The following is a 21,554-nucleotide window of genomic DNA, read 5'->3' as shown; positions in this document are numbered from 1 at the left end:
GGACAGGGATGCTCGGAAGGGGCCGAAAGAAACTGATTCTGGCCAGCTTCGATGGTTGAGGTACAACCGACTAATCACGGAGAATTATCTGGTGCGACTAGCTAAGCGACCAAAACTTATTTTTGAAATCACTGGGGCGGAGGGGCGGCTTTGAAACGCAGGGAATTTGTGAGATGGGGTGCTTTAGCGGGGGCCTCGATCGGAGCGCCTGCGGCCTATGCCGCTGGTGAGGTGTCGATGACATACGGCGCCAATATTTTCATCCAGCGTGGTAGTGGAGCGGTAAAAAGAAGCCTTGATGATAAGCTGGCCGACGCGCTATCCATCAAAGATTTCGGTGCGGTTGGTGACGGTGTCGCCAATGACACAGAACACTTTAAAAATCTTGAACAAACTCACAGTGGTCGCCCCGTAGACCTGGCGGGCTCTACCTATCTTGTAGATGTGTTGCCCGAAGGTAATATTTACGTAAATGGCTTTTTTCTAGTCGGGGGGGATAAGTTGGATGCGCTGCAAGATGCGGCGACACTTTCTTCGTCGACTTCGACCGGTGATTACGGCCCCCCCTATAAGGATGGGCGAGGTATAGGACCTTCAGTTGCAGGGCGTACAACGCCGCACCAGTGCGTGAACATCGCAAGCCAAAATTGTAAGGCGAATTTTAAGCGTTCAGGGAATTTTGTTTCCATTTATTCGCTGGCAAGTGGAAACGCATCGGGGAACTTCGCTGCAAGACAGTGTTTGGCAGGCGCCCCACAGACTGCGAACCTCGCATCGGAAGAGTGCGAGTCAATAGGGTTCAGCGGCGCCAACATGGCCTCAGCTTTTTCAAAAGCTGAGGGCGCTCGAGGTGTTAATTTGGGGACGAGGTTAAGCCATACAAGCGCCCAATATAACGCGAACATTGCCTCCAACACCTGCGATGCGGGCGGGGGGTGGGGGTTTCGCGGAACATTACGATTCGATAGTGCCGGCAGGGTTGTTAATGTTGAAATCAACCAGCCGGGTAGGGATTACACCGTCGACGACAAGATGGTAATACAGGCGCGAGAAGGACTCCCGCAAGCGCCAGCCTCCTTAAAGTTTACAGTGAATTCCTCAGGTGGCATTAGCGGCGTAGTGGTAGTGGATGGCGGGCGTGGCTACAGTGGTGTGGTGGATGTGGGTGTTATAACTCGAGGGGATCAATCGGCAAATATAGCGTCGAGCATCTCTAAAGCTCGGGGAGCTAATTCGGCAAACATAGCATCCGTTAAGTCTGTAACAGAAGGCGTCGAAAGCTTAAATGCGGCATCTGCAAACTGTACTGTTTCTGGCGAGCGGTCGGTGACGTTGGGGAGTTCCGGTTCCACGGTGGATGGCGTTGGAAGTATTGTGATTGGTGGTAATGAATCAGCGGCTGCTCACGATGGCTGTGTTGTTTTTGGTCGTAGAGTCGCTACTGCTGAAGCTCGATCGATAGTATTTGGTGATGCTTCTGATGGTAGTGCATCTAGCTCAAATAGGAAGTTTGAGGTGGGGGCCAATGGTGTGGTTAAAGCCTCTGGCAATATTGTAGGCTCTGCCAATTTTACGGATTACGCGGAGTATTTCGAAAACAAGAGCTCTGGGGTTTTGCCGCTGGGGACAATAGTGTCACTGGATGGGCGAAAGGTTCGCCCTTCGCGCCAAGGTGATACGATTCTTGGAGTGATATCTGCGACTGCGGTTGTCATTGCCGGTGATAGCCCTTTTCAATGGGCGGGTCGTTATCTTTTAGGGGAGTTCGATGAGCCTCTGTATGAAGATGTGGCGATGATAAAGTGGAAAGCTTTAGAGGGGCGCAAGGGTTTTGAAGGGCGAAAAGCTTTAGCGTTCGAAGAGAAATTGGATATTCCTGCGGATGCCATTAGTTATGTGGAGCGTTTGCCGGTTTTGAATCCGGAATATGACGACTCAATGCCAAATAAACCTCGCTCAGAGCGTCCGCTTGAATGGAGTTGTGTTGGCTTGCTTGGGCAGGTTCGGGTGAGGGTAGATGCTAGTGTGAAGCAGGGCGGCTTCGTCTCTGCTGATGAGGGTGTGGGCCGTATTTCAGAAGCCCCTACAAACTTAGTGTGTATGGAGATTCGGCATGAGTTTGATTCCCGGAAAGGATATGCGGTAGCACTTTGTTTCCTGCGATGAACCCTCCCCAAGGCCTAGCGTTACTAAGAATCGAAGTCAGGCGTGGCACCGAAATTGCTTGCGAGGTTGCGTGAGTGTCGATAATTTGGCGTCAGCTGCTGGGCTTTCGGCCGAGCGATTTGGGCGTTCGGCAGAGAAAAATAAAAATTTGAGGAGATGAACGTTGAAAGACGTCGGTTTTGAACACCCTGGTTTGGTGGATGAAGGTGTAGGTAATGTTGTTGAGGTGCACCCTTTAGCCAAGTTGGACCCTTCGGTCAAGATAACGATTAAGGGTGACGGCCATTTCTTGCGGATCGGCCCAGGAGCAGTCCTGCGGAATATTACTATTTCGTTTTCTGGCTCCATGAACCGAGTTGAAATTGGCGAAAATTGCAACTTGAGAGGTGCGATTTACGTACGCCAGAAAGGCTCGGTGGTACTGGTCGGGGATGAGACAACATTTGTAAATGCGAATATTTTTGCTATGGAAGGTCGCAAGATCGAGATTGGCAAGGATTGCATGTTTTCTAGTGGCATATATGTCCGCACTTCTGACGAGCACCCGATTTTTGATCTGGAAACGGACCTCAGAATAAACGAAGCGGCAGACATAACGATCTTCGATTCTGTGTGGCTGGGTGAGGGTGTGACCGTCTCAAAAGGGGTCAGCGTTGCCAAAGGCTGTGTAGTGGGAGCACGATCGTATGTCAATAAGGCTCTGAAACGTCAGAACGCAATCTATGCAGGGTCTCCTGCAAGATTGATCCGTGAGGGAGTCAGATGGAGCCGTAAGCTGTAACGCGGTACTGATAGAGCGGGGCCCTAATGGGCCCCCTCACTTGCATTTAAATTTCAGGATTCGTGTACGCGTACCACCGAATGGCAAGTGTATCCTTGGAATCCTGGAAGAAGGCGTTTCGATCGCGCTTGTACTTTTCGTATTTCTTCTTGTTCACAGAAAGGCGAATAAACGTCCGCTCGATAGGGCGTATAACGATACCAGCGATTCCAGAAATTTTGCTTGGTCGCATTTCTCCAATGTGAGGTTGTTTGATGACCTCTTTGGCTACAGGTTTTGCAACTGGTTTTGCCGCAGCAACAACTGGTTTGGTTTCGGGGAACGCCGCAAGGGCTCCTTTTTGCCAAACTGATTTCGCCTGATCGCTTTGGCTAATGATGAATTTTTTGTCTACGCCGCCAAACGAATCTTCAAACGCATAATTGGCCAGCAGTAGCGCGTCTGCGTTGGTAGGACTTTCCATGTAATATCGGAATAGTCGCTCGCCTAGCACAGGATCGATAACTAGGTTGTCGATCGATAGTTTGAAGCGATGGGCCAAGTCTTCAGCAAATTCTATGGCGCCTCTGTGGATTTCCCGAATCAACAGGTTTCTGGCAGCTTGTCCATCGTCATGGCGGAAGTTTGGTTTCGGAGCTTTATCCTTATCAAAGCTAAAATTGATTAGGCTGCCGTCAGCCTTGCAAGTTAAAAATTCGCAGAGGTGACGGTTGTTGATCGCAGCGCTGTTATGATCGATGCTGACGGAATCACCAGCGAAGCCTGCAACGGTGTGACCATCCAGCTCCCAGCGCTCGACGCCTTGCAGGGTGGCGTAGTAGTAGCCTTTTAGTGGGCGTTTGATCAGGGCGCCTAACGACCCTTGCATGTTCGCCTTCCAGCCGATGTCTACGACTGCAGGTGATTTTTCTGTAGTAATGTTCGTCTGCTCAAGATATTCGAGGTATGCCTCGCGCTCTTGAGCCGCTTGAATCAATATCTGCTTCGCTAGCGACACGCAAATTTGTGAGAATTCGATGCGTGCGGCGCTGTCCGAGGCTAATGTAGCGTTGCTCGATTTCAAAGCGCTCTGAGCGATAATCGATTCAATCTCAGCGTCAATTTCCAAGCCGAATCGTTGATTCAAAAGTCGGCCTAACGTGACACCAGCCTCATAGGGTTGGGACGCTACTGCGGTAATATCACTTGTGTGTTTTATTGCAGCTACCCTGGCTGCGCGGCGCGAACAGTACAAATAGGTACTGGGCACGGCGTTAGTGCGGTTCTTATTTACACGGTCATAAATTTCTTTGAGGATCCAGCCTTCCCTCGAAAGGAAATACAGGCGCGAAACTCCATCCGCTTTGGCGCGGCGCGATAACCAAAGCATGTAGGCAGTCAGCATTGGTCCGATCGACCCATAGCCAAGTCGTTGGCTGCTCCCCATGAACAATGAGTCTTGTTCAAGTTTGCCTGAAGGCAAGTCAAAAAACCGATGGGAAATCAAGCCAGCAATAACGCTTCTGGATCGTTGGCCAACACCTGAGCGAGGGTTGAAGAGTTTTTTGTAGTGGGGGTTGCTGCGCATGCGGTCAATGGCTCGAGGGATGCGGAATGCGTGCATGCCACGTTCTTGGGCCATATCTACGTCAGCGACCTTGTTGTCGCCAATATGTAAGTGTTTCGTCGGTTCAATTGATTGGTCTTTAATGACCACATCAAACAGCTGTCCTTCTTTTTTGCGGACGCCGTAGTCGCTCGAAACGTAAAGCTTCTCGAAACCCGTGTAACCGGTTTTTTCTAGCATGCGCGCCACTACATCGTGTGGAAGGTACATGTCAGAAATAATGGTTATTGGTTTTTGCGAGGCCTTTGCGATGTTCCAGAGTTTGCGGCCCAAGCAGCGAACTTCAATCAGATCGATTTCAAGTTCAATTTCCCGCTGTTTGATTTTTTCAATAAGGTCGCGAGGCGCTTGGTAGTGATTCTGGATGTGATCGTAAATTTCGTCGAGCGTGATTTCGCCCTTGGAGGATGCATTCCTTGTCTCAACTTCTGCAACCAGGCGAACGCGAGCAAAATCCTCAGTCGTACCTTTCGAGATTTTGAGGGCCTCAATTTCCAAGAATTGGTAGGCGTCAGCAGGAACTTCGACAGGGCGTGATATCAGAGTGTCAAAAACATCGAACGATATCGTGTCGATCTTGTTGTTTTTGATCGATCTCTTGAATTTCGCCGTGGTTTGGATTTCTGCTTCTAAAGTCGAGTCCGCTGCTTGGAAAATACCAACCAGTCTTTCTCCGTTGATTCGGCTGAGCACCTTGTCTTCGTAGGTGCTATCAATATCGCTGAACTTAACAAAACTATCTAGAGACTGTTTGTTTTCTTTCTTCTTGGTAATCAAGCTTTCCAGCAAGTTGATCAGGAAGTCATCATTGTGCACGATGTTGGTCGACAGCACTTGTTGGCGCTCAAAAATAAATTTAAGCAAGCTGTCGTGGGCGCGATTAATGTCTGCGCCTTGAGCGATAATACTTTTAGTATTATATGATTTTAGGAATGTGTCTCCGTATACCTCAAGGTCTTTTGACCAGAGCATTGCCTGGATCCCGACTGACGAGGAACAGGTAATAACTTTGTTTACGTGGGGTAGCAAATGTTGGGAGATATTGGGTGTTCTGTCGAATTTCTCATGATGAATGAGATTTGACCAGTTCGACTTCAGTGACAAATACGATTCAGGTGTCAAAACTGTATCGCTGATCTTTGGCGATACGTATTGGGTTGCAATGATGCCTGTGCTGGCGGGTGTGCTCGTTAGAACGTCTAGCAGGTAATCGGTTTGAGTAAGGTACGAGGTGTCGGCTTGGAACGCGTAATGATTGCTTACCTGCAGCGGAAGCAACGCAAGCTGGTCGTAAGCGCTCTGCTCGAACATACCTTCAAGAAGAGACGGTAGGGCGCTATAAGTGTCCTTGATTTCCGACTTTAAAGAAGCGACTAGCGTCGACTCAGTCAGAGAGGCATGGATAATCTCGTTGTTGAATTTGTGGATCGCCCCGTCTTTGTACAGTCCGTGCACATCAAATGTTGTTGTTGGAGGGAACGGAGCTCTGCTCAATGCCCCAGGCATCTGATGAACGATCAGAGATTCTGGGTACATCTGCTCTAGAAATGGAACCGGGTTTTCCCACAGAAGCACGGCGTCGTAGTGCTTAGCCAGCTTGGGCGTAAGTAGATTCTTGATGCGATCGACAAAAGCGATATCATCTTGTTTGTACAAGGATATCATCGGTGCAGGCACACCGCGGGTTAATGCAAATATTTCGCCAGCAGTGATGTTGATGATGTTTATGTTGCTGTTGATAACTGCTTGACCGTCATTGATATAGTCATTGACGACCAAGTCCACTTCAATGCCGCGGCCCGCTAGAAGGTTGGCTTGAAGCAGGAGGTGTTTAAGGTAGCAGTTTCGGAAAAAAAGGAGATCGCCTTGAACGGCCCAAGGTGCGTTCCAAACTAAGATTTTCATCTGGTGTCCGTAATCCAAAAGTTGGCAACGTCCCGACGAGCTACTTCGGTCGGAACAGTTTAGAAATAAAAAATGGGGGAGGAGCGCGCAGTGCTCTGCGCAGCTTCTTGCCCCCATCGAGTCTCAGTTATTTATAGGCGCCGACTGCGCGCCCCAGAACCATCGTCTGAACAACCGGGGTGATAACTTTCTGCCATTCGTAGACAGCGGCATTAGTTACGTAAATAGTGTCATCTGGTTTGATCATGATCTGACGCGCATAGAAGATCGCCGCCGGATCACGCATGTCCAGACGCAGTACTGTCGGCTTGGCGCGCGTATCGTCGCTCATGCGGAAGATGAACACGCCTTCGGGATTGGCGCTGGCTTCACGCAGGCCGCCTACGGAGCCCAAGGCGTCCAGCAGGCTAGTGTTTTGCGCAGGTAGGTCCTTCAGCCCTGGTTGCTCCACGGCACCCATGGCTACGAAGCGCTGGCGAGCGCGGTCCACGATCACTTCCGAGCTAGGACGCAGCACAGCGTTTTTGCCTCCCAGCACTTCTTCGTAGCTGAGTTGCTGAACCTGACTGCCATTGCGTACGGTGATGTTCACCAGATGCGGCTCAAGTACCGGACCACCGGCCTGGTTGATGGCATCCAGCAGGGTCAGCGGGCCTTGCAGAGTTGAGAAGCGGCCAGGGGTCTTCACCGCACCGGCAACCAACACTGAGCCCGACAGGTCGCCCACCAGTTCAACGTGGGTCTGCACGTCGGTAGTGATGCCCTTCAGCTGCTTGCGAATCAGGTTTTCAACATCGTTGATGGTCATGCCGGCTACGAACTGACGACCCACGTACGGCAGAGAGATCATGCCCTGATCGTCAATCCGTGCCTTGAGTTGCGTACCACCGGTGGCTAGCGGGGCGAACAGCGCCGAGCCCTCCGGTGCGGTGTCGGCGATCAGGACGCTCAGCACGTCACCTGCCATGAGCCGCGCGGAGGGGCCAACAGGCTTGGTGACGCTGGCAACCAGCGGTCGCTCCGCACCCTTCATGTAAGGCGCGATAGTGTTGGCGTTGATTTCGACCAGGTTGTAAAGATCGTTCTTGTCTTCGATAGCGCCCTTGTAAGGGCCTGCACCCGATAAGGTGCCCCCGCAACCGGCCAAGCTCAGGATGGCCAAGGTTGCGGCAGCGAGGTTCAGGGTGCGCTTGTTGGAAACAACTAGGGATTTAATCACGATGATCCTCGATCGAAGCAAGAATGAAGCGGGTGATGCCGTACAGCATGAGCAGGCCCAGCAGGACGGTCGCCAAGTTGTACAAGCGCTCTGGGTAGAGGGCGAGTTGCGGTGTGTTCGGGCTGACTACGGTTACCAGGGTGCGAATCTTTTTGCTGGCTTCAATACGCGCGGTGTCCAAGGCGGCAACCGCCGTTTTATAGCCGTCTTCAGCAATACCGGCATCCAGAGTCAACTGGCGGTATTGCGAGGCGACGACGTTGAGTTGGTCGCCGTCAGGAGCGGATACCAGCAGGCGCTTTTCCTTGGCCAGCTGTTGGGCAATGGCGCTTACCTTTTGCTTCTGCTGCTTGACCTGTGGAGCGTCGGCGCGAAGCTTGAAGTTCATTTCGGTAGCCACCGCTTGCGCGCGGGTGTACTGGCTCTCAAGGTCGGCAATGATGGTGGCGCGGTTTTCGGCCGAGCTGCTGCCATCCAGCACGTTGTTATCATTCTGGAACGACATCAGCGCGGTCTTGCGCTCGGTGTAATTGACGCGGGCTTTGGTCAGTTCGCCTTGCGCAAATGCCATTTGTTCGCGGGCAATACTGTGGCTCACTTCGTTAACGAAGTGCTCACTGGCCGCAAGGATAGTGCGCACCATCAACTCCGACATTTCTGGAGTAAATGCTTGCACTTCTACGCGCAGCAGGCCGGTAGTCTCATCATACGAGGCCGAAACCATGCGCTGGTAATACTTGAGCAGGTCTTCGCGCTGGGCATCCTTGGGCAGCGAGAAGAAGATGTCGCTGCGCTGTTCGGAGTATTTCTCCACCCAGTGCAGGCGGTCTTCCAGCAGCAGCATCATGTCGGTGGACATGATGTATTCGCGCAGGTACAGGGTTTCTTCCCGGGACGCGGGGTTGTTGCCGGTCAGCAGGGTAGCCAGGCCAGGCAGTTGGGCGCCCTGGTTGCTACCTTCCTGGCGCACGACCACTTGGGCCGAGCTGACGAAACGGTCCACGGCGAACACGCCGAAATACAGTGCCGCCACGGTCAGCGGTAGTACCACCAGCCCCATTGCCAGGCGCCAGCCCTTGAATTTACCCGTACTGCTCATAAGTGATGCATCCTTGAAAATGGAACGGTGTTGCAATGAAAGGGGGAGGAATCAGCTGTTGTAGGCCTTGATGCCTTCGGCGACGTCTTCGTACACCTGGATGCCGCCGTCGCGGACCAGCAGCACGATGTCGCAGAGTTTTTCGATTTCCGGCATGGAGTGGGAAACCAGCACGACCTTCGAGCGTTGCAGCTTCTGCTCGAAGACTTCGGCGCACTTGCGCTTGAACTGGGCGTCACCCACCGACATCACTTCGTCAATCAGGTAGTAGTCGAAATCAAATGCCATGCTCAGGCCAAAGGCCAGGCGTGAGCGCATGCCCGATGAGTAGGTCTTGATGGGTTCGTCGATCCAGTCGCCGATTTCGGCGAACTCCTGCACGTAGCGAATCTTTTCGCGCATGGCTTCGCCTTGGGCACCGTAGACGCGGCAGACGAACTTGATGTTCTCGCGGCCGGTCATGCTGCCCTGGAAGCCACCGGACAGGCCCACCGGCCAGGAGATGCTCTGGTCGGTGGCAATGGTGCCGGAGTCGGGGATGTCGGCACCGCCCAGCAGGCGCATGAGGGTGGACTTGCCGGCGCCGTTACGGCCGATCAGGCCGATGTTCTTGCCCGGGGGAATGGCCAGGGAAAGGTCGCGGAACACATAGCGGCGGCCCTTGGGGGTCAGGTACGACTTGGTAACGTTTCTAAGCTCGAACACGTGGGGCCTGTAATCAACCGTTTTTCGTGGAAATGAGATGCAGTCGGCGGGCCCGGTACGTGCCCAGGGCAACGAACAGCAACACCAGGGTGACGGCGATCACGTAATTCGCGGACACACCGGCCACCGGCGCGTAGTGCGGCAGGGCTTCGGCGCGGATCAGCTCGACGATGTGCAGGAAAGGGTTGAGCAACAACATCGGCAGCATTGCCTGCGGCAGATAGGACGCAGGCATCAGCACGCCGGAGATGAAGTACAGGGGGAAGAACGCCATGCGGAAGACGATCTTGGCACCTGGAATGGCATGGGTAATCAGGGCAATTACCATGCCCAGGCTGAAGGCGAACAGCAGGCCCAGTGCCAGTGTGGCAACCCACTGAAGCGGGTGCCCCACGGCCATGTCAAAACCGAACCAGGCGAACCCGAATACCAGGATCACGTACACCGTGGCGCTGATACAGGCTTCTACCAGCACCCGGGCGAGATAGGTATCCAGCGGCTTGATTTGCTTGTAGGCGAATAGCGAACGGTTTTCCCGCAGGCTGTCCATCAACCGCATGGCGGTGTTGCGGTACAGCAGGAAAGGGGCCATGCCGACAAGCACGAACACTGGGTATTCGATGCCGGTGAGGGTGCGGCCACGCAGCAGCGCGAACAACAGGCTGAAGATCAGCAGGTGACAGATCGGTTCGATCAGGGTCCAGGCGGCCCCCATCCGGCGGGTACCGAAGCGCGAGCGAGCCTCGCGAAGAATCAGGGCGAAAATGACGGATTTCTGAATCTGGAACGAGGAGCGAGGCTTCAAGAGTGATTACCGCACAGCGTTGCCGCCTGATCGTTATCGGGCGGCTGGAATTCATTTTCAGATAACGAATCTGCCGATATGGGGGTGGCAGACTGCTTCCATGTGGCGCGGGAGGTTAAACGCGGGCCTGACAAGCGTCAAGTAAGATGGTTCCTAAAACGCAAATGACGTTTTTGATAGGAAGGGGGCATTTCCTGAAGCGGCTAGCCGCGTCCGTTAAGGGTTTCAGCCCTTTTTCATTGGGCATTCGCCGTTCATTTACAGATGAAATGTAAAAGCAATTACAGGTGAAAACCGACCAGTGGTATTGGGCTCGGGCGGATGGTTTTTGCCTCGGGATTCGGTCGAACGCCAGCCACAAAAAAGCCGCTCGAAAGCGGCTTTTTCTGACAACAACCCAATCAGTGCTTGCTGCTGTCCTGCAACGACATCGCCAGCAGTTGCTTCTCCTGGTTCCAGTCGAACGGCTCTTCGTTTTCTTCCGCTTCAAAGCGACGCTCTTCCAGTGCCTGGTACAGGTCGATTTCTTCGTCGGGCATGTAGTGCAGGCAATCGCCGCCGAAGAACCACAGCAGGTCGCGGGGGATCAGGTGGGCGATTTGCGGGTAGCGCTGGATGATCTGGCACATCAGGTCCTGGCCCAGGTAGGCGCTGGCGACCGGGTCGATGGGCAGTTCCATGCGCAGTTCGTCGTAGCGCTCCAGAAACAGGGCGTGGCTCTCGTCGGGTACCTGTTCGGCTTCACCCAGGGCGACCAGGATGCCGCGCAGGTGATCGAGCAGCACAAGCTGGTGGTCAATGTATGGGGTGGCCATGTTGAAGGTCCTCTTGAGCAAAACGGGCGCGGGAGTATACGCGCCCGGGAGGAAGTGTGTCATCGGACGCGGCCTTCGCTGGGCGTGAGTTCGGCTTTGTCGAAGTCGTCGACGTCAATTACCTTGCGCCGGGCGGCTTCCGCCTGGCGCAGAGTTTCTGCTTCGCCGGCCTGCAGCACGCCGGCTTCCAGGGCGGCGTCTATCAGGGTTTCTTCCGCGGCCGGGCTGAACTGGCCGGCCTTGTAGGCGGTGTGCAGTTTTTTCTGTAGCGGGTGGCTCGCGGCCAGCAGGTCGCAGGCAGTTTGCAGGGCGGCCACCGGGTCGCCTTCGGCGGTGGGGCGGTAGCAGCCGGCCAGCAGTTCTTCCAGCGCCGGGTCGCCCTTGGCGCGGCCGATGACGGCGGCCACTTCGGCGTCCAGGCGGTCGGACGGGCCGGTGTGGCGGCGGCCGAACGGGAACACCACCACGCGCAGCAGGCAGCCGAGGATACGGCTGGGGAAGTTTTTCAGCAGTTCGTCCAGCGCGCGCTCGGCCTGGCCCAGGCTTTCTTCCATGGCCCAGTGCAGCAGCGGTTGCAGGTACTCGGGTGAGCCCTGGTCGTGGTAGCGCTTGAGCGCGGCCGAGCCCAGGTAGAGGTTGCTGAGCACGTCACCCAGGCGCGCCGACAGGCGTTCGCGGCGTTTGAGTTCGCCGCCCAGCAGCATCATGCTCAGGTCGGCCAGCAGCGCGAAGGCGGCCGCCTGGCGGTTCAGGGCGCGGAAGTAGCCCTGGCTGATGGCGTCGCCGGGGGCGTGTTCGAAATGCCCCAGGCCCAGGTTGAGGACGAAGGTGCTGGCGGCGTTGCCGATGGCGAAGCCGATGTGCTTGAGCAGCAGGGCGTCGAATTCCACCAGGGCCTGGGCCTTGTCTTCACGGGCGGCGAGGGCCATTTGCTTGAGCACGAAGGGATGGCAGCGGATGGCTCCCTGGCCGAAGATCATCAGGTTGCGCGAGAGGATGTTCGCGCCCTCCACGGTGATGAAGATGGGCGCACCTTGCCAGTTGCGGCCCAGGTAGTTGTTGGGCCCCATGATGATGCCCTTGCCGCCGTGCACGTCCATGGCGTGGCTGATGCACTCGCGGCCGCGCTCGGTGAGGTGGTACTTGAGGATGGCCGACAGCACCGAGGGCTTTTCGCCGAGGTCCACGGCGTTGGCGGTGAGCATGCGCGCGGCGTCCATCAGCCAGGCGTTGCCGCCGATGCGGGCCATGGCGGCCTGAATGCCTTCGAACGCCGCCAGCGGCACGTTGAACTGTTCGCGCACCTGGGCGTACTGGCCGGTGACCAGGCTGGTGTACTTGGCGGCGCCGGTGCCCACCGCCGGCAGGGAGATGGAGCGCCCCACCGACAGGCAGTTCATCAGCATCATCCAGCCTTTGCCGAGCATGGCCTGGCCGCCGATGAGGTAGTCCAGCGGCACGAACACGTCCTTGCCGGAGTTGGGGCCGTTCATGAAGGCGGCGCCCAGGGGCAGGTGGCGGCGGCCGATGGTGACCCCGGGGGTGTCGGTGGGGATCAGCGCCAGGGTGATGCCCAGGTCGGTTTCCTCGCCCAGCAGGTGGTCGGGGTCGTGGGCCTTGAAGGCCAGGCCCAGCAGGGTGGCGACGGGGCCCAGGGTGATGTAGCGCTTTTCCCAGTTCAGGCGCAGGCCAATGACTTCCTCGCCGTTCCACTGGCCTTTGCAGATGACCCCGGTGTCGGGCATGGCGCCGGCGTCGGAGCCTGCCAGCGGCCCGGTCAGGGCGAAGCAGGGGATGTCGTCACCACGCGCCAGCCGTGGCAGGTAGTGGTTGCGCTGTTCGTCGGTGCCGTAGTGCAGCAGCAGTTCGGCGGGGCCCAGTGAGTTGGGCACCATGACGGTGGACGCCAGGTCGCCGCTGCGGGTGGCCAGCTTCATGGCTACCTGGGAGTGGGCGTAGGCGGAGAAGCCTTTGCCGCCGAACTCCTTGGGGATGATGAGGGCGAAGAAGCCGTGTTCCTTTATATGCGCCCAGGCTTCGGGCGGCAGGTCGAGGTCCTGGCCGATCTGCCAGTCACTGACCATGGCGCACAGCGCTTCGGTGGGGCCGTCGATGAAGGCCTGTTCTTCGGCGGTCAGCTGCGCCTTGGGGTAGCCCAGCAGGGTGTGCCAGTCGGGGCGGCCGCTGAACAGCTGGCCGTCCCACCACACGGTGCCGGCGTCGATGGCTTCGCGCTCGGTTTGCGACATGGGCGGCAGGGTGCGCTGGAACCAGCTGAACAGCGGGGCGGTGAACAGCTTGCGGCGCAGGTCGGGCAGCAGCAGGGGCAGGGCGCTGGCTATCAGCAGCACCCAGAATATTGTCAGCAGCCAGCCCGGCGCGTGGCTGAACATGCCCATGGCCAGCAGGTACACGGCAATGATGCCCATGGCGGGCAGGGGCGCCACGCGGCGATGGAACAGCCAGGCCTTGCCGATGACCAGTACCACGATCCACAACAACAGCATATTCAGTCCTCCATGATGACGGGGCGGCGCACTGAGGAAGCGTAGACCGCTTGCCAGAGTAGTGACCCCCGGCTGGCCGGGGAGTTCGTTGCGGGCTGTTTGTAGCAGCAACGGTCCTGTGGGAGCTGGCTTGCCAGCGAGCTGTTGCGGCCATAAGAGCTCGCTGGCACGCCAGCTCCCACAAGACGGTATCCGGTAGTAGACTCCTCGGACTATTCAGCCGGGGGACACGGAATGCTTAAGGTGTGGGGACGCAAGAATTCGTCCAATGTGCGCAAGGTGTTGTGGTGCGCAGAAGAATTGCAGGTGCCGTACCAGGCTATCGATGCCGGTGGCGCCTTTGGCCTGGTGAATGAGGTGGAGTACCGCAGCAAGAACCCCAATGGCCGGGTGCCGATGATCGAGGATGGCGCGCTGGTGTTGTGGGAATCCAACGCCATCGTTCGCTACCTGTGCGCGCAATACGCCAGCGGTTCGCCGTGGTTCGCCGCCGATGCCGCGGCGCGGGCCAGCGCCGACAAGTGGATGGACTGGACCACCTCGTCCCTGGCCGACCCCTTCAAGCCGCTGTTCTGGGGCGTGTTGCGCACCCCGGCCGAGCAGCAGGACTGGGTGCAGATCAACGCCGCGCTGAAGGCGGTGATCGAGGTGCTGGCCGTGGCCGACCAGGCCCTGGCGCACCAGCCGTATCTGTCTGGGAGCGAGCTGGGCATGGGCGACATCCCGCTGGGGTGTTTCATCTATGCCTGGTTCGAAATGCCCATCGAGCGGCCGCCCATGCCGCATCTGGAAGCCTGGTACGCGCGTTTGAAGGAGCGCCCGGCCTACCGCAAGGCGGTAATGACCGCGTTGACCTGATAAGTATTATCGATGTTGATCACTGTACATGTGCCTCGCGTGCTAGCACCATTGGTCATGCCCGCCGCACCTTGTGACGGTGATCGGCGTCTTTATTAAGGTTTATCGACCCTTCCTTTCTTTTTTCGGTGCATGGTTTCTCTATGAGTTCTGCTCTGTCCATCCGGCAGCTGACCAAGACCTACGGCAACGGTTTCCAGGCCCTCAAGGGCATTGACCTGGACGTGGCCGAAGGCGATTTCTTCGCCTTGCTGGGCCCCAACGGGGCCGGCAAGTCCACCACCATCGGCATACTTTCCACCCTGGTGAACAAGACCAGCGGCACGGTGAACATCTTCGGCCACGACCTGGACCGCGACCCGGCGGCGCTCAAGCGCAGCATCGGCGTGGTGCCGCAGGAGTTCAACTTCAACCAGTTCGAGAAGACCTTCGACATCGTCGTCACCCAGGCAGGCTACTACGGCATTCCGCCGCGCATCGCCAAGGAACGCACCGAGCAGTACCTGACCCAGCTGGGCTTGTGGGACAAGCGCGATGTGCCGTCACGCTCGCTGTCGGGTGGCATGAAGCGCCGCCTGATGATCGCCCGTGCGTTGATCCACAACCCGCGCCTGCTGATTCTCGACGAGCCGACCGCCGGGGTGGACATCGAGCTGCGCCGGTCGATGTGGAGCTTCCTTACCGAGCTCAACGAGAAGGGCACCACCATCATCCTCACCACCCACTACCTGGAAGAGGCCGAGCAGCTGTGCCGCAACATCGGCATCATCGACCACGGCACCATTGTCGAGAACACCAGCATGCGCAAGCTGCTGGGCACCCTGCACGTGGAGACCTTCCTGCTGGACCTCAAGTCCGACCTGCTGGAAGCGCCGGTGTTGGATGGCTACCCCTGCCGCCTGGTCGACGCCCACACCCTGGAGGTGCAGGTGGACAAGGAAGTGGGTATTACCGCTCTGTTCGGTCAATTGGCCCTCAAGCACATCGAGGTGCTGAGCCTGCGCAATAAAACCAATCGGCTGGAGGAGTTGTTCGTGTCCCTGGTGGAGAAAAATCTGGCGAAGGTGGCCGTATGAGTTTCGAAGTGAAAGCCAACTGGGTCGCGCTCAATACCATCGTCTACCGCGAAGTGCGTCGTTTCATGCGCATCTGGCCGCAGACGCTGCTGCCCCCGGCCATCACCATGGTCTTGTACTTCGTTATCTTCGGTAACCTGATTGGCCGACAGATCGGCGGCATGGGTGGCTTCAGCTACATGGAGTACATCGTGCCGGGGCTGATCATGATGTCGGTGATCACCAACTCCTATGGCAACGTGGTGTCGAGCTTCTTCGGCAGCAAGTTCCAGCGCTCCATCGAAGAGCTGATGGTGTCGCCGGTGTCGCCGCACATCATTCTCACCGGCTATGTGATCGGCGGTGTGCTGCGCGGGTTGATGGTGGGCATCATCGTGACCCTGCTGTCGCTGTTCTTCACCCACCTGCAGGTGCACCACCTGGGCATTACCTTGCTGGTGGTGATACTGACGGCGACGATTTTCTCGCTGCTGGGCTTTATCAACGCAGTGTTTGCGCGCAACTTCGATGATATTTCCATCATCCCGACCTTCGTGCTGACGCCGCTGACCTACTTGGGTGGCGTGTTCTACTCGATCACCTTGCTGCCGCCGTTCTGGCAGACCGTGTCGCTGGTGAACCCGGTGCTGCATATGGTGAACGCCTTCCGTTACGGCATTCTGGGGGTGTCGGACATCCGCATCAGCATCGCGGTGACGTTCATGCTGGTGGCCACGGTGGTGCTGTACATCGGCTGCGCGCGCCTGCTGGTCAGCGGCCGCGGCATGCGTACCTGAGCATCCCGTAGCAGCAACTGTCTTGAAACCGCGTTGCCTGCATCGCGACTAAAGTCGGCTCCTACGCCGTGCGTGGTAGGAGCCGGCCTTGGCCGCGATGCAGACGACGCGATCGACGAAGGTACACACGCCCCCCGTAGCAGCGGCCGCAGGCCGCGTCCCTCGCCCCGCGCACTATCTGGCACCGCGCCGACCCCGGACGCCGCCTGCGGCAGCTGCTACGGGGTTGTGTGGCGTTTGCGCCACTGGCGCGCCACCCACCAGCGCCAATAGCCCTGGGTGGCCACATACCCCAGTGCCCCCATCACCAGCCCCGTCACCACCGAGCCCAGCACGAATGGTTGCCACAAGGTGGCCAGCTGGCTGCTCACCCATTCCCAGTTGAGGTCGTCGGGCAGGCTGCGCGGTGGCGTGCCCATCAGCCAGGCGCCCACCTGGTAGGTGACGAAGAACACCGGTGCCATGGTCAGCGGGTTGGTCAGCCATACCAGGCTGACCGCGATGGCCAGGTTGCCGCGCACCAGCGCCGCCAGCGCGGCCGCCACCAGCATCTGCAGGGGGATGGGCAGGAACGCGGCAAACAGCCCCACGGCCATGGCGCGTGAAACGCCGCGGCGGTTCAGGTGCCACAGGTTGGGGTCGTGCAGCAGGCGCCCGAGAAAGCGTAGCGATTTGTTGCTGCGCAAGCTGTCGGGGTCGGGCATGTAGCGTTTGAACAGGCGGCGCGGCATGCGGGTTCTCGCGGGGCAGGCCAATGGGGTGGGGCCCAGTATGCCCGGGTTTGCTGACAGCTCTGTTCAGACTTTGTGACAAATATTGAGCAGCGCTTCCCTGTGTTTGCGCCGATGCTGGTCGCCCTGCCGCTCAAGGATGAGCTTATGCGTACTGCAATGCTGGCACTGGCCACCGGCCTTGTGGCCCTGCGTTTTCTCCCGGCGTTGCCTGGAACCGCTCTGCTGCTGGGGCTGGTGGCGGTGGGCGCGGCACTGTGCGGGGTGCGTTGGCTGCGCCTTGGCCTGCTGGTGCTGGGGCTGGCCTGGGGCGCCTGGCAGGGGCAGCGGGCCTTGGATGACCGCCTGTCGCCGCACCTGGATGGCCAGACGCTGTGGCTGGAAGGGTTGGTGACCGGGTTGCCGGACAACCAGGGGCAGTCGGTGCGCTTCGAGCTCAGCGCCCCGCAGGCCCGGCGCCATGCGCTGCCGGCGACGGTGCGGCTGTCCTGGTTCAACGGGCCTGCGGTGAATGCCGGTGAGCGCTGGCGCCTGGCGGTTACGCTGAAACGGCCGCGCGGGCTGGTCAACCCGGCGGGGCTGGACGCAGAGGCCTGGATGCTGGCGCGGCGCATCGGCGCCACCGGCAGCGTCAAGGACGGCCAGTTGCTGGCCCCGGCGCAGGGTGCCTGGCGCGACGGCCTGCGTCAGCGCCTGCTGGCGGTGGACGCCCAGGGCTACCAGGGTGTGCTGGTGGCGCTGGTGATGGGCGACGGCTCGGCCATCAGCCGCGAGCAATGGGGTGTGCTGCAAGCCACCGGCACCGTGCACCTGCTGGTGATTTCCGGCACGCACATTGGCCTGCTGGCGGGCCTGGTCTACGGGCTGGTGGCGGGGCTGGCACGGCTGGGGCTGTGGCCGCGGGCGTTGCCCTGGCTGCCTTGGGCCTGCGCGCTGGCATTCGCGGCGGCGTTGGGCTACGGCTTGCTGGCCGGGTTCCAGGTGCCGGTGCGGCGGGCCTGCATCATGCTGGGCCTGGTGCTGCTGTGGCGCTTGCGGTTTCGCCACCTGGGGGTGTGGCTGCCGCTGTTGGTGGCGCTGAACGCGGTGTTGCTGACCGACCCGCTGGTGAGCCTGCTGCCTGGCTTCTGGCTGTCGTTCGCGGCGGTGGCGGTGTTGATGCTGGTGTTCTCCGGCCGGCTGGGCGCCTGGCCCTGGTGGCGGGCCTGGACCCGCGCGCAATGGCTGATGGCCGTGGGCCTGCTGCCGGCGATGCTGGCGCTGGGGCTGCCGGTGAGCCTGGGTGGCCCGCTGGCCAACCTGCTGGCGGTGCCGTGGGTCAGCCTGGCGGTGTTGCCCACGGCATTGTTGGGCGCGCTGCTGTTGCCGCTGCCGTGGGTGGGCGAAGGGTTGCTGTGGTTGGCCGGCGGCTTGCTGGCAGTGCTGTTCGAAGGCCTTGGGTGGCTGGCGGCGCGGGTGCCGGCCTGGCTGCCGCCGGCGTTGCCGCTGGGGGTGTGGTTGCTGGTGCTGGCCGGCACGGTGCTGTTGTTGCTGCCCGCCGGCATGCCCCTGCGGCTGCTGGGCTGGCCATTGGTGTTGCTGACGGCCTTGCCACCGCAGGCGTTGCTGCCCCATGGCCACGCCCAGGTCACCCAGCTGGATGTGGGGCAGGGGTTGGCGGTGCTGGTGCGTACCCGCCATCACGCGTTGTTGTACGACGCAGGTCCGCGCACCCCCGGGCAGGACGCCGGCGAGCGGGTGGTGCTGCCCAACCTGCATGGCCTGGGCGTGCGCCGGCTGGACCTGATGCTGATCAGCCACGCGCACATGGACCACGCTGGCGGCGCCCCGGCGGTGATGCGTGGGCTGCCGGTGGCGGCGGTGTGGAGCGGCGAGCCTGGGCAGTTGCCGGCAGAGCTGGGTGCGCAGCCGTGCGAGCCCGGGCACCAGTGGCACTGGGATGGCGTGCAGTTCACGGTGTGGCGCTGGGCGGCGGCCCGGGAGAGCAACCCGTCGTCCTGCGTGCTGCTGGTGGAGGCGAATGGGGAGAAGCTGCTGCTGGGCGGCGACATCGACGCCGCTGCCGAGCGCGCGCTGGTGGCCAGTGGCCTGGACCTGGCCGGGCACTGGCTGCAATCGCCCCACCACGGCAGCCGCACCTCGTCATCGCAATTGCTGCTAACGGCCATGAAGCCGCGTGGGGCGCTGGTGTCGCGCGGCCATAACAACTCGTTCGGGCACCCGCACCCGCTGGTGCTCGAACGTTACCGCGCCAATGCCATGGAAGTGCACGACAACGCCGTGCATGGGGCGCTGCACCTGCGCCTGGGGCGTTTCGACGGCGTGACCGGCGAGCGCGAGCGGCGGCGCTTCTGGCGTGACCCGACATGACGGCCTACGACCCGTAGCCCCCCTATGTTAGAGTGGCGAACTTTTTCGAGGGGGTCCTTACTGTGTGGGAATTGGTCAAATCCGGCGGCTGGATGATGTTGCCGATCATTCTGAGTTCCATCGCCGCACTGGGCATCACGGCCGAGCGCCTGTGGACCTTGCGCGCCAGCCGTGTGACCCCGCCGCACCTGTTGGGTCAGGTCTGGCGCTGGATCCGCGACAAGCAACTGGACAAGGAAAAGCTCAAGGAGCTGCGCGCCGATTCGCCGCTGGGTGAAATCCTTGCCGCCGGCCTTGCCAACTCGCGCCATGGCCGCGAAATCATGAAGGAATGCATCGAAGAGGCGGCCGCCCGCGTCATTCACGAAATGGAGCGCTACATCAGCACCCTGGGCACCATCGCCGCCATGGCGCCGCTGCTGGGCCTGCTGGGTACCGTGCTGGGCATGATCGAAATCTTCAGCTCGTTCATGGGCGCCAACATGGCCACCAACCCTGCGGTGCTTGCCGGTGGTATCTCCAAGGCGCTAGTGACCACGGCTTCGGGCCTGATGGTGGGTATTCCGGCGGTGTTCTTCCACCGTTTCCTGCAACGCCGCATCGATGAGCTGGTGGTGGGCATGGAACAGGAAGCGATCAAGCTGGTGGAAATGGTGCAGGGTGACCGCGAGGTCGATCTGGCCGAGGACAAAGCGTGAAGTTCCGCCGCAAGCAGCGAGAGCAGATCGACATCAACCTGGTGTCGCTGATCGACGTGGTGTTCGTGTTGCTGTTGTTCTTCGTGGTGACAACCACCTTCACCAAGCAGACGCAATTGCGTGTGGACCTGCCGGAAGCCGTCAGCGGTAGCCCCGAGCAGGATGCCGGCAAGACCCTGGACATCGCCATCAGTGCCGACGGCGTCTATTCGGTGAACAACAAGCTGTTGCCCAAGAGTGACCTGAGCACCTTGATGGATGCCCTGCAGGCCGAATCCGCCGGCGACACCAAGTTGCCGCTGTCGATCAGCGCCGATGGCAAGACCCCGCACCAGGCGGTCATCACCGCCATGGACGCGGCCGGCAAGCTGGGCTTCAGCCACCTGAGCATGACCACGGTAGAGGCGCAGGCGAACAACTGATGGCCTTTTCCGATCGCTTGTTGGCGGCCTGGTACGCCGGTCACCCGGCGCTGGCGTTGCTGCGCCCGCTGGAATGCCTGTACCGCCGCGTGGTGCAGGGCAAGCGCCAGCGTTTCCTGCGCGGCGAGGGCACTATCTACCGTTCCCCAGTGCCGGTGCTGGTGGTGGGTAACGTCACCGTGGGCGGCACGGGCAAGACGCCGATGATTCTCTGGCTGATCGAGCATTGCCGCCGCCAGGGCCTCAAGGTCGGCGTGGTCAGCCGTGGCTACGGTGCCAAGCCGCCGCAACTGCCGTGGCGCGTCAGTGCCAGCGACGACGCAGCGGTGGCCGGTGACGAGCCGTTGCTGATCGTGCAGCGCAGTGGCGTGCCGTTGATGATCGACCCCGACCGCAGCCGCGCCGTGCAGGCGCTGACGGCCAGCGAACCGCTGGACCTGATCCTGTCCGACGACGGCCTGCAGCACTACCGCCTGGCCCGTGACCTGGAGCTGGTGCTGATCGACGCCGCCCGTGGCCTGGGCAACCAGCGCTGCCTGCCCGCCGGCCCGCTGCGCGAGCCTGTCGAGCGGTTGCAGGCGGTGGACGCCGTGCTGTTCAACGGCGCCGAGCACGACCGCGACCAGGGCTTTGCCTTCACCCTGCAGCCCACCGCGCTGGTCAATGTGCTGACCGGCGAGCGCCGCGGCCTCGACCTGTTTGCCCCGGGCCAGGCGGTGCACGCCGTGGCTGGCATCGGCAACCCGCAACGTTTCTTCAATACCCTGCAGGCGCTACACTGGCGGCCACAGGCTCACGCATTTGCCGACCACGCCGAGTTCAGCCTGGCGGCACTGACTTTTTCACCGCCGCTGCCGCTGGTCATGACCGAGAAGGACGCCGTCAAATGCCGCGCCTTCGCCCGGGACGACTGGTGGTACCTGGCGGTCGACGCACAGCCCTCGCCGGGCTTCGTCGCCTGGCTCGACGCCCGCTTGCCCAGCCTGCTCGCGCGTGCCTGACCCGTTTGCCGCAC

General features: G+C 59.7%; 17 protein-coding genes. 9 read left to right on the top strand and 8 right to left on the bottom strand.

Features of this window, described 5'->3' with window-relative positions; translation table 11 throughout:
• Positions 1-237: 237 nt before the first annotated feature.
• Together AC0SZ7_RS18515 and AC0SZ7_RS18510 are read left to right on the top strand one after the other, a co-directional pair.
• The gene (locus AC0SZ7_RS18515) at positions 238-2,166 is read left to right on the top strand and encodes a peptidase G2 autoproteolytic cleavage domain-containing protein (protein WP_475505741.1); all 1,929 of its coding nucleotides are present in this window, start codon (positions 238-240) and stop codon (positions 2,164-2,166) included.
• Between the two features lie 163 nt (positions 2,167-2,329).
• Complete coding sequence (locus AC0SZ7_RS18510) at positions 2,330-2,947, top strand: acyltransferase (protein WP_475505740.1); 618 nt, start codon at positions 2,330-2,332, stop codon at positions 2,945-2,947.
• Between the two features lie 46 nt (positions 2,948-2,993).
• On the opposite strand, the gene AC0SZ7_RS18505 is transcribed toward AC0SZ7_RS18510, so the two are convergent.
• From AC0SZ7_RS18505 to AC0SZ7_RS18475, 7 genes are all read right to left on the bottom strand, one after another.
• On the bottom strand, positions 2,994-6,458 hold the full coding sequence (locus tag AC0SZ7_RS18505; RefSeq protein ID WP_475505739.1) for an HAD family hydrolase: 3,465 nt from the start codon (positions 6,456-6,458) through the stop codon (positions 2,994-2,996).
• A gap of 127 nt (positions 6,459-6,585) precedes the next feature.
• Complete coding sequence (locus AC0SZ7_RS18500) at positions 6,586-7,677, bottom strand: polysaccharide biosynthesis/export family protein (protein WP_475505738.1); 1,092 nt, start codon at positions 7,675-7,677, stop codon at positions 6,586-6,588.
• The gene (locus AC0SZ7_RS18495; RefSeq protein WP_475505737.1) at positions 7,670-8,776 is read right to left on the bottom strand and encodes a KpsE/RkpR family capsule polysaccharide export protein; all 1,107 of its coding nucleotides are present in this window, start codon (positions 8,774-8,776) and stop codon (positions 7,670-7,672) included. The genes AC0SZ7_RS18500 and AC0SZ7_RS18495 overlap by 8 nt, the downstream gene beginning before the upstream one ends.
• 51 nt (positions 8,777-8,827) lie before the next feature.
• On the bottom strand, positions 8,828-9,481 hold the full coding sequence (locus AC0SZ7_RS18490) for an ABC transporter ATP-binding protein (RefSeq protein ID WP_475505736.1): 654 nt from the start codon (positions 9,479-9,481) through the stop codon (positions 8,828-8,830).
• A 13-nt stretch (positions 9,482-9,494) separates the two neighbouring features.
• Complete coding sequence (locus AC0SZ7_RS18485; RefSeq protein ID WP_475505735.1) at positions 9,495-10,286, bottom strand: ABC transporter permease; 792 nt, start codon at positions 10,284-10,286, stop codon at positions 9,495-9,497.
• Between the two features lie 401 nt (positions 10,287-10,687).
• A complete protein-coding gene (locus tag AC0SZ7_RS18480; RefSeq protein WP_475505734.1) occupies positions 10,688-11,101 on the bottom strand; it encodes a PA2817 family protein in 414 nt (137 codons plus the stop codon).
• A gap of 59 nt (positions 11,102-11,160) precedes the next feature.
• The gene (locus AC0SZ7_RS18475; RefSeq protein WP_475505733.1) at positions 11,161-13,608 is read right to left on the bottom strand and encodes an acyl-CoA dehydrogenase; all 2,448 of its coding nucleotides are present in this window, start codon (positions 13,606-13,608) and stop codon (positions 11,161-11,163) included.
• 234 nt (positions 13,609-13,842) lie between these two features.
• Here AC0SZ7_RS18475 and AC0SZ7_RS18470 point away from each other — a divergent pair, with 234 nt between their 5' ends.
• The 3 genes from AC0SZ7_RS18470 to AC0SZ7_RS18460 all read left to right on the top strand — a co-directional run bounded on the left by AC0SZ7_RS18470 (position 13,843) and on the right by AC0SZ7_RS18460 (position 16,318).
• Positions 13,843-14,466: a glutathione S-transferase gene (locus tag AC0SZ7_RS18470; RefSeq protein WP_475505732.1), complete on the top strand. Its 624-nt coding sequence runs from the start codon at positions 13,843-13,845 to the stop codon at positions 14,464-14,466.
• Positions 14,467-14,609: 143 nt separating this feature from the next.
• Positions 14,610-15,542 carry an ABC transporter ATP-binding protein gene (locus AC0SZ7_RS18465; protein WP_475505731.1) on the top strand — a complete coding sequence of 311 codons (933 nt, stop codon included), beginning with the start codon at positions 14,610-14,612 and terminating at the stop codon, positions 15,540-15,542.
• Positions 15,539-16,318, top strand: a complete 780-nt coding sequence (locus tag AC0SZ7_RS18460) for an ABC transporter permease (protein ID WP_475505730.1) — start codon at positions 15,539-15,541, stop codon at positions 16,316-16,318. Before AC0SZ7_RS18465 ends, AC0SZ7_RS18460 begins: the two co-directional genes overlap by 4 nt.
• Positions 16,319-16,536: 218 nt before the next feature.
• On the opposite strand, the gene AC0SZ7_RS18455 is transcribed toward AC0SZ7_RS18460, so the two are convergent.
• On the bottom strand, positions 16,537-17,049 hold the full coding sequence (locus tag AC0SZ7_RS18455) for a DUF2062 domain-containing protein (protein ID WP_475505729.1): 513 nt from the start codon (positions 17,047-17,049) through the stop codon (positions 16,537-16,539).
• Positions 17,050-17,196: 147 nt separating this feature from the next.
• Between AC0SZ7_RS18455 and AC0SZ7_RS18450 the strand changes: the two genes are divergently transcribed.
• From AC0SZ7_RS18450 to lpxK, 4 genes are all read left to right on the top strand, one after another.
• Entirely contained in the window at positions 17,197-19,419 is a 2,223-nt protein-coding gene (locus tag AC0SZ7_RS18450; protein WP_475505728.1) for a DNA internalization-related competence protein ComEC/Rec2, read from the top strand.
• Positions 19,420-19,481: 62 nt separating this feature from the next.
• Positions 19,482-20,117, top strand: a complete 636-nt coding sequence (locus AC0SZ7_RS18445; RefSeq protein ID WP_416423132.1) for a MotA/TolQ/ExbB proton channel family protein — start codon at positions 19,482-19,484, stop codon at positions 20,115-20,117.
• The gene (locus AC0SZ7_RS18440) at positions 20,114-20,539 is read left to right on the top strand and encodes an ExbD/TolR family protein (RefSeq protein WP_455921489.1); all 426 of its coding nucleotides are present in this window, start codon (positions 20,114-20,116) and stop codon (positions 20,537-20,539) included. The genes AC0SZ7_RS18445 and AC0SZ7_RS18440 overlap by 4 nt, the downstream gene beginning before the upstream one ends.
• Positions 20,539-21,540: a tetraacyldisaccharide 4'-kinase gene (lpxK, locus tag AC0SZ7_RS18435; protein WP_475505727.1), complete on the top strand. Its 1,002-nt coding sequence runs from the start codon at positions 20,539-20,541 to the stop codon at positions 21,538-21,540. The genes AC0SZ7_RS18440 and lpxK overlap by 1 nt, the downstream gene beginning before the upstream one ends.
• The last annotated feature ends 14 nt before the right edge of the window (positions 21,541-21,554 follow it).

It is taken from the genome of Pseudomonas sp. JC1203 (assembly GCF_056175065.1).
This window is presented reverse-complemented; position numbering and strand designations above follow the sequence as displayed.

Bases quoted from the DNA above. Each gene is read 5' to 3' on its own strand.
- AC0SZ7_RS18515 (WP_475505741.1), top strand. From the start codon at position 238: ATGACATACGGCGCCAATATTTTCATCCAGCGTGGTAGTGGAGCGGTA.
- AC0SZ7_RS18505 (WP_475505739.1), bottom strand. From the start codon at position 6,458: ATGAAAATCTTAGTTTGGAACGCACCTTGGGCCGTTCAAGGCGATCTC.
- AC0SZ7_RS18495 (WP_475505737.1), bottom strand. From the start codon at position 8,776: ATGAGCAGTACGGGTAAATTCAAGGGCTGGCGCCTGGCAATGGGGCTG.
- AC0SZ7_RS18480 (WP_475505734.1), bottom strand. From the start codon at position 11,101: ATGGCCACCCCATACATTGACCACCAGCTTGTGCTGCTCGATCACCTG.
- AC0SZ7_RS18475 (WP_475505733.1), bottom strand. From the start codon at position 13,608: ATGCTGTTGTTGTGGATCGTGGTACTGGTCATCGGCAAGGCCTGGCTG.
- AC0SZ7_RS18470 (WP_475505732.1), top strand. From the start codon at position 13,843: ATGCTTAAGGTGTGGGGACGCAAGAATTCGTCCAATGTGCGCAAGGTG.
- AC0SZ7_RS18465 (WP_475505731.1), top strand. From the start codon at position 14,610: ATGAGTTCTGCTCTGTCCATCCGGCAGCTGACCAAGACCTACGGCAAC.
- AC0SZ7_RS18460 (WP_475505730.1), top strand. From the start codon at position 15,539: ATGAGTTTCGAAGTGAAAGCCAACTGGGTCGCGCTCAATACCATCGTC.
- AC0SZ7_RS18455 (WP_475505729.1), bottom strand. From the start codon at position 17,049: ATGCCGCGCCGCCTGTTCAAACGCTACATGCCCGACCCCGACAGCTTG.
- AC0SZ7_RS18450 (WP_475505728.1), top strand. From the start codon at position 17,197: ATGCGTACTGCAATGCTGGCACTGGCCACCGGCCTTGTGGCCCTGCGT.
- lpxK (WP_475505727.1), top strand. From the start codon at position 20,539: ATGGCCTTTTCCGATCGCTTGTTGGCGGCCTGGTACGCCGGTCACCCG.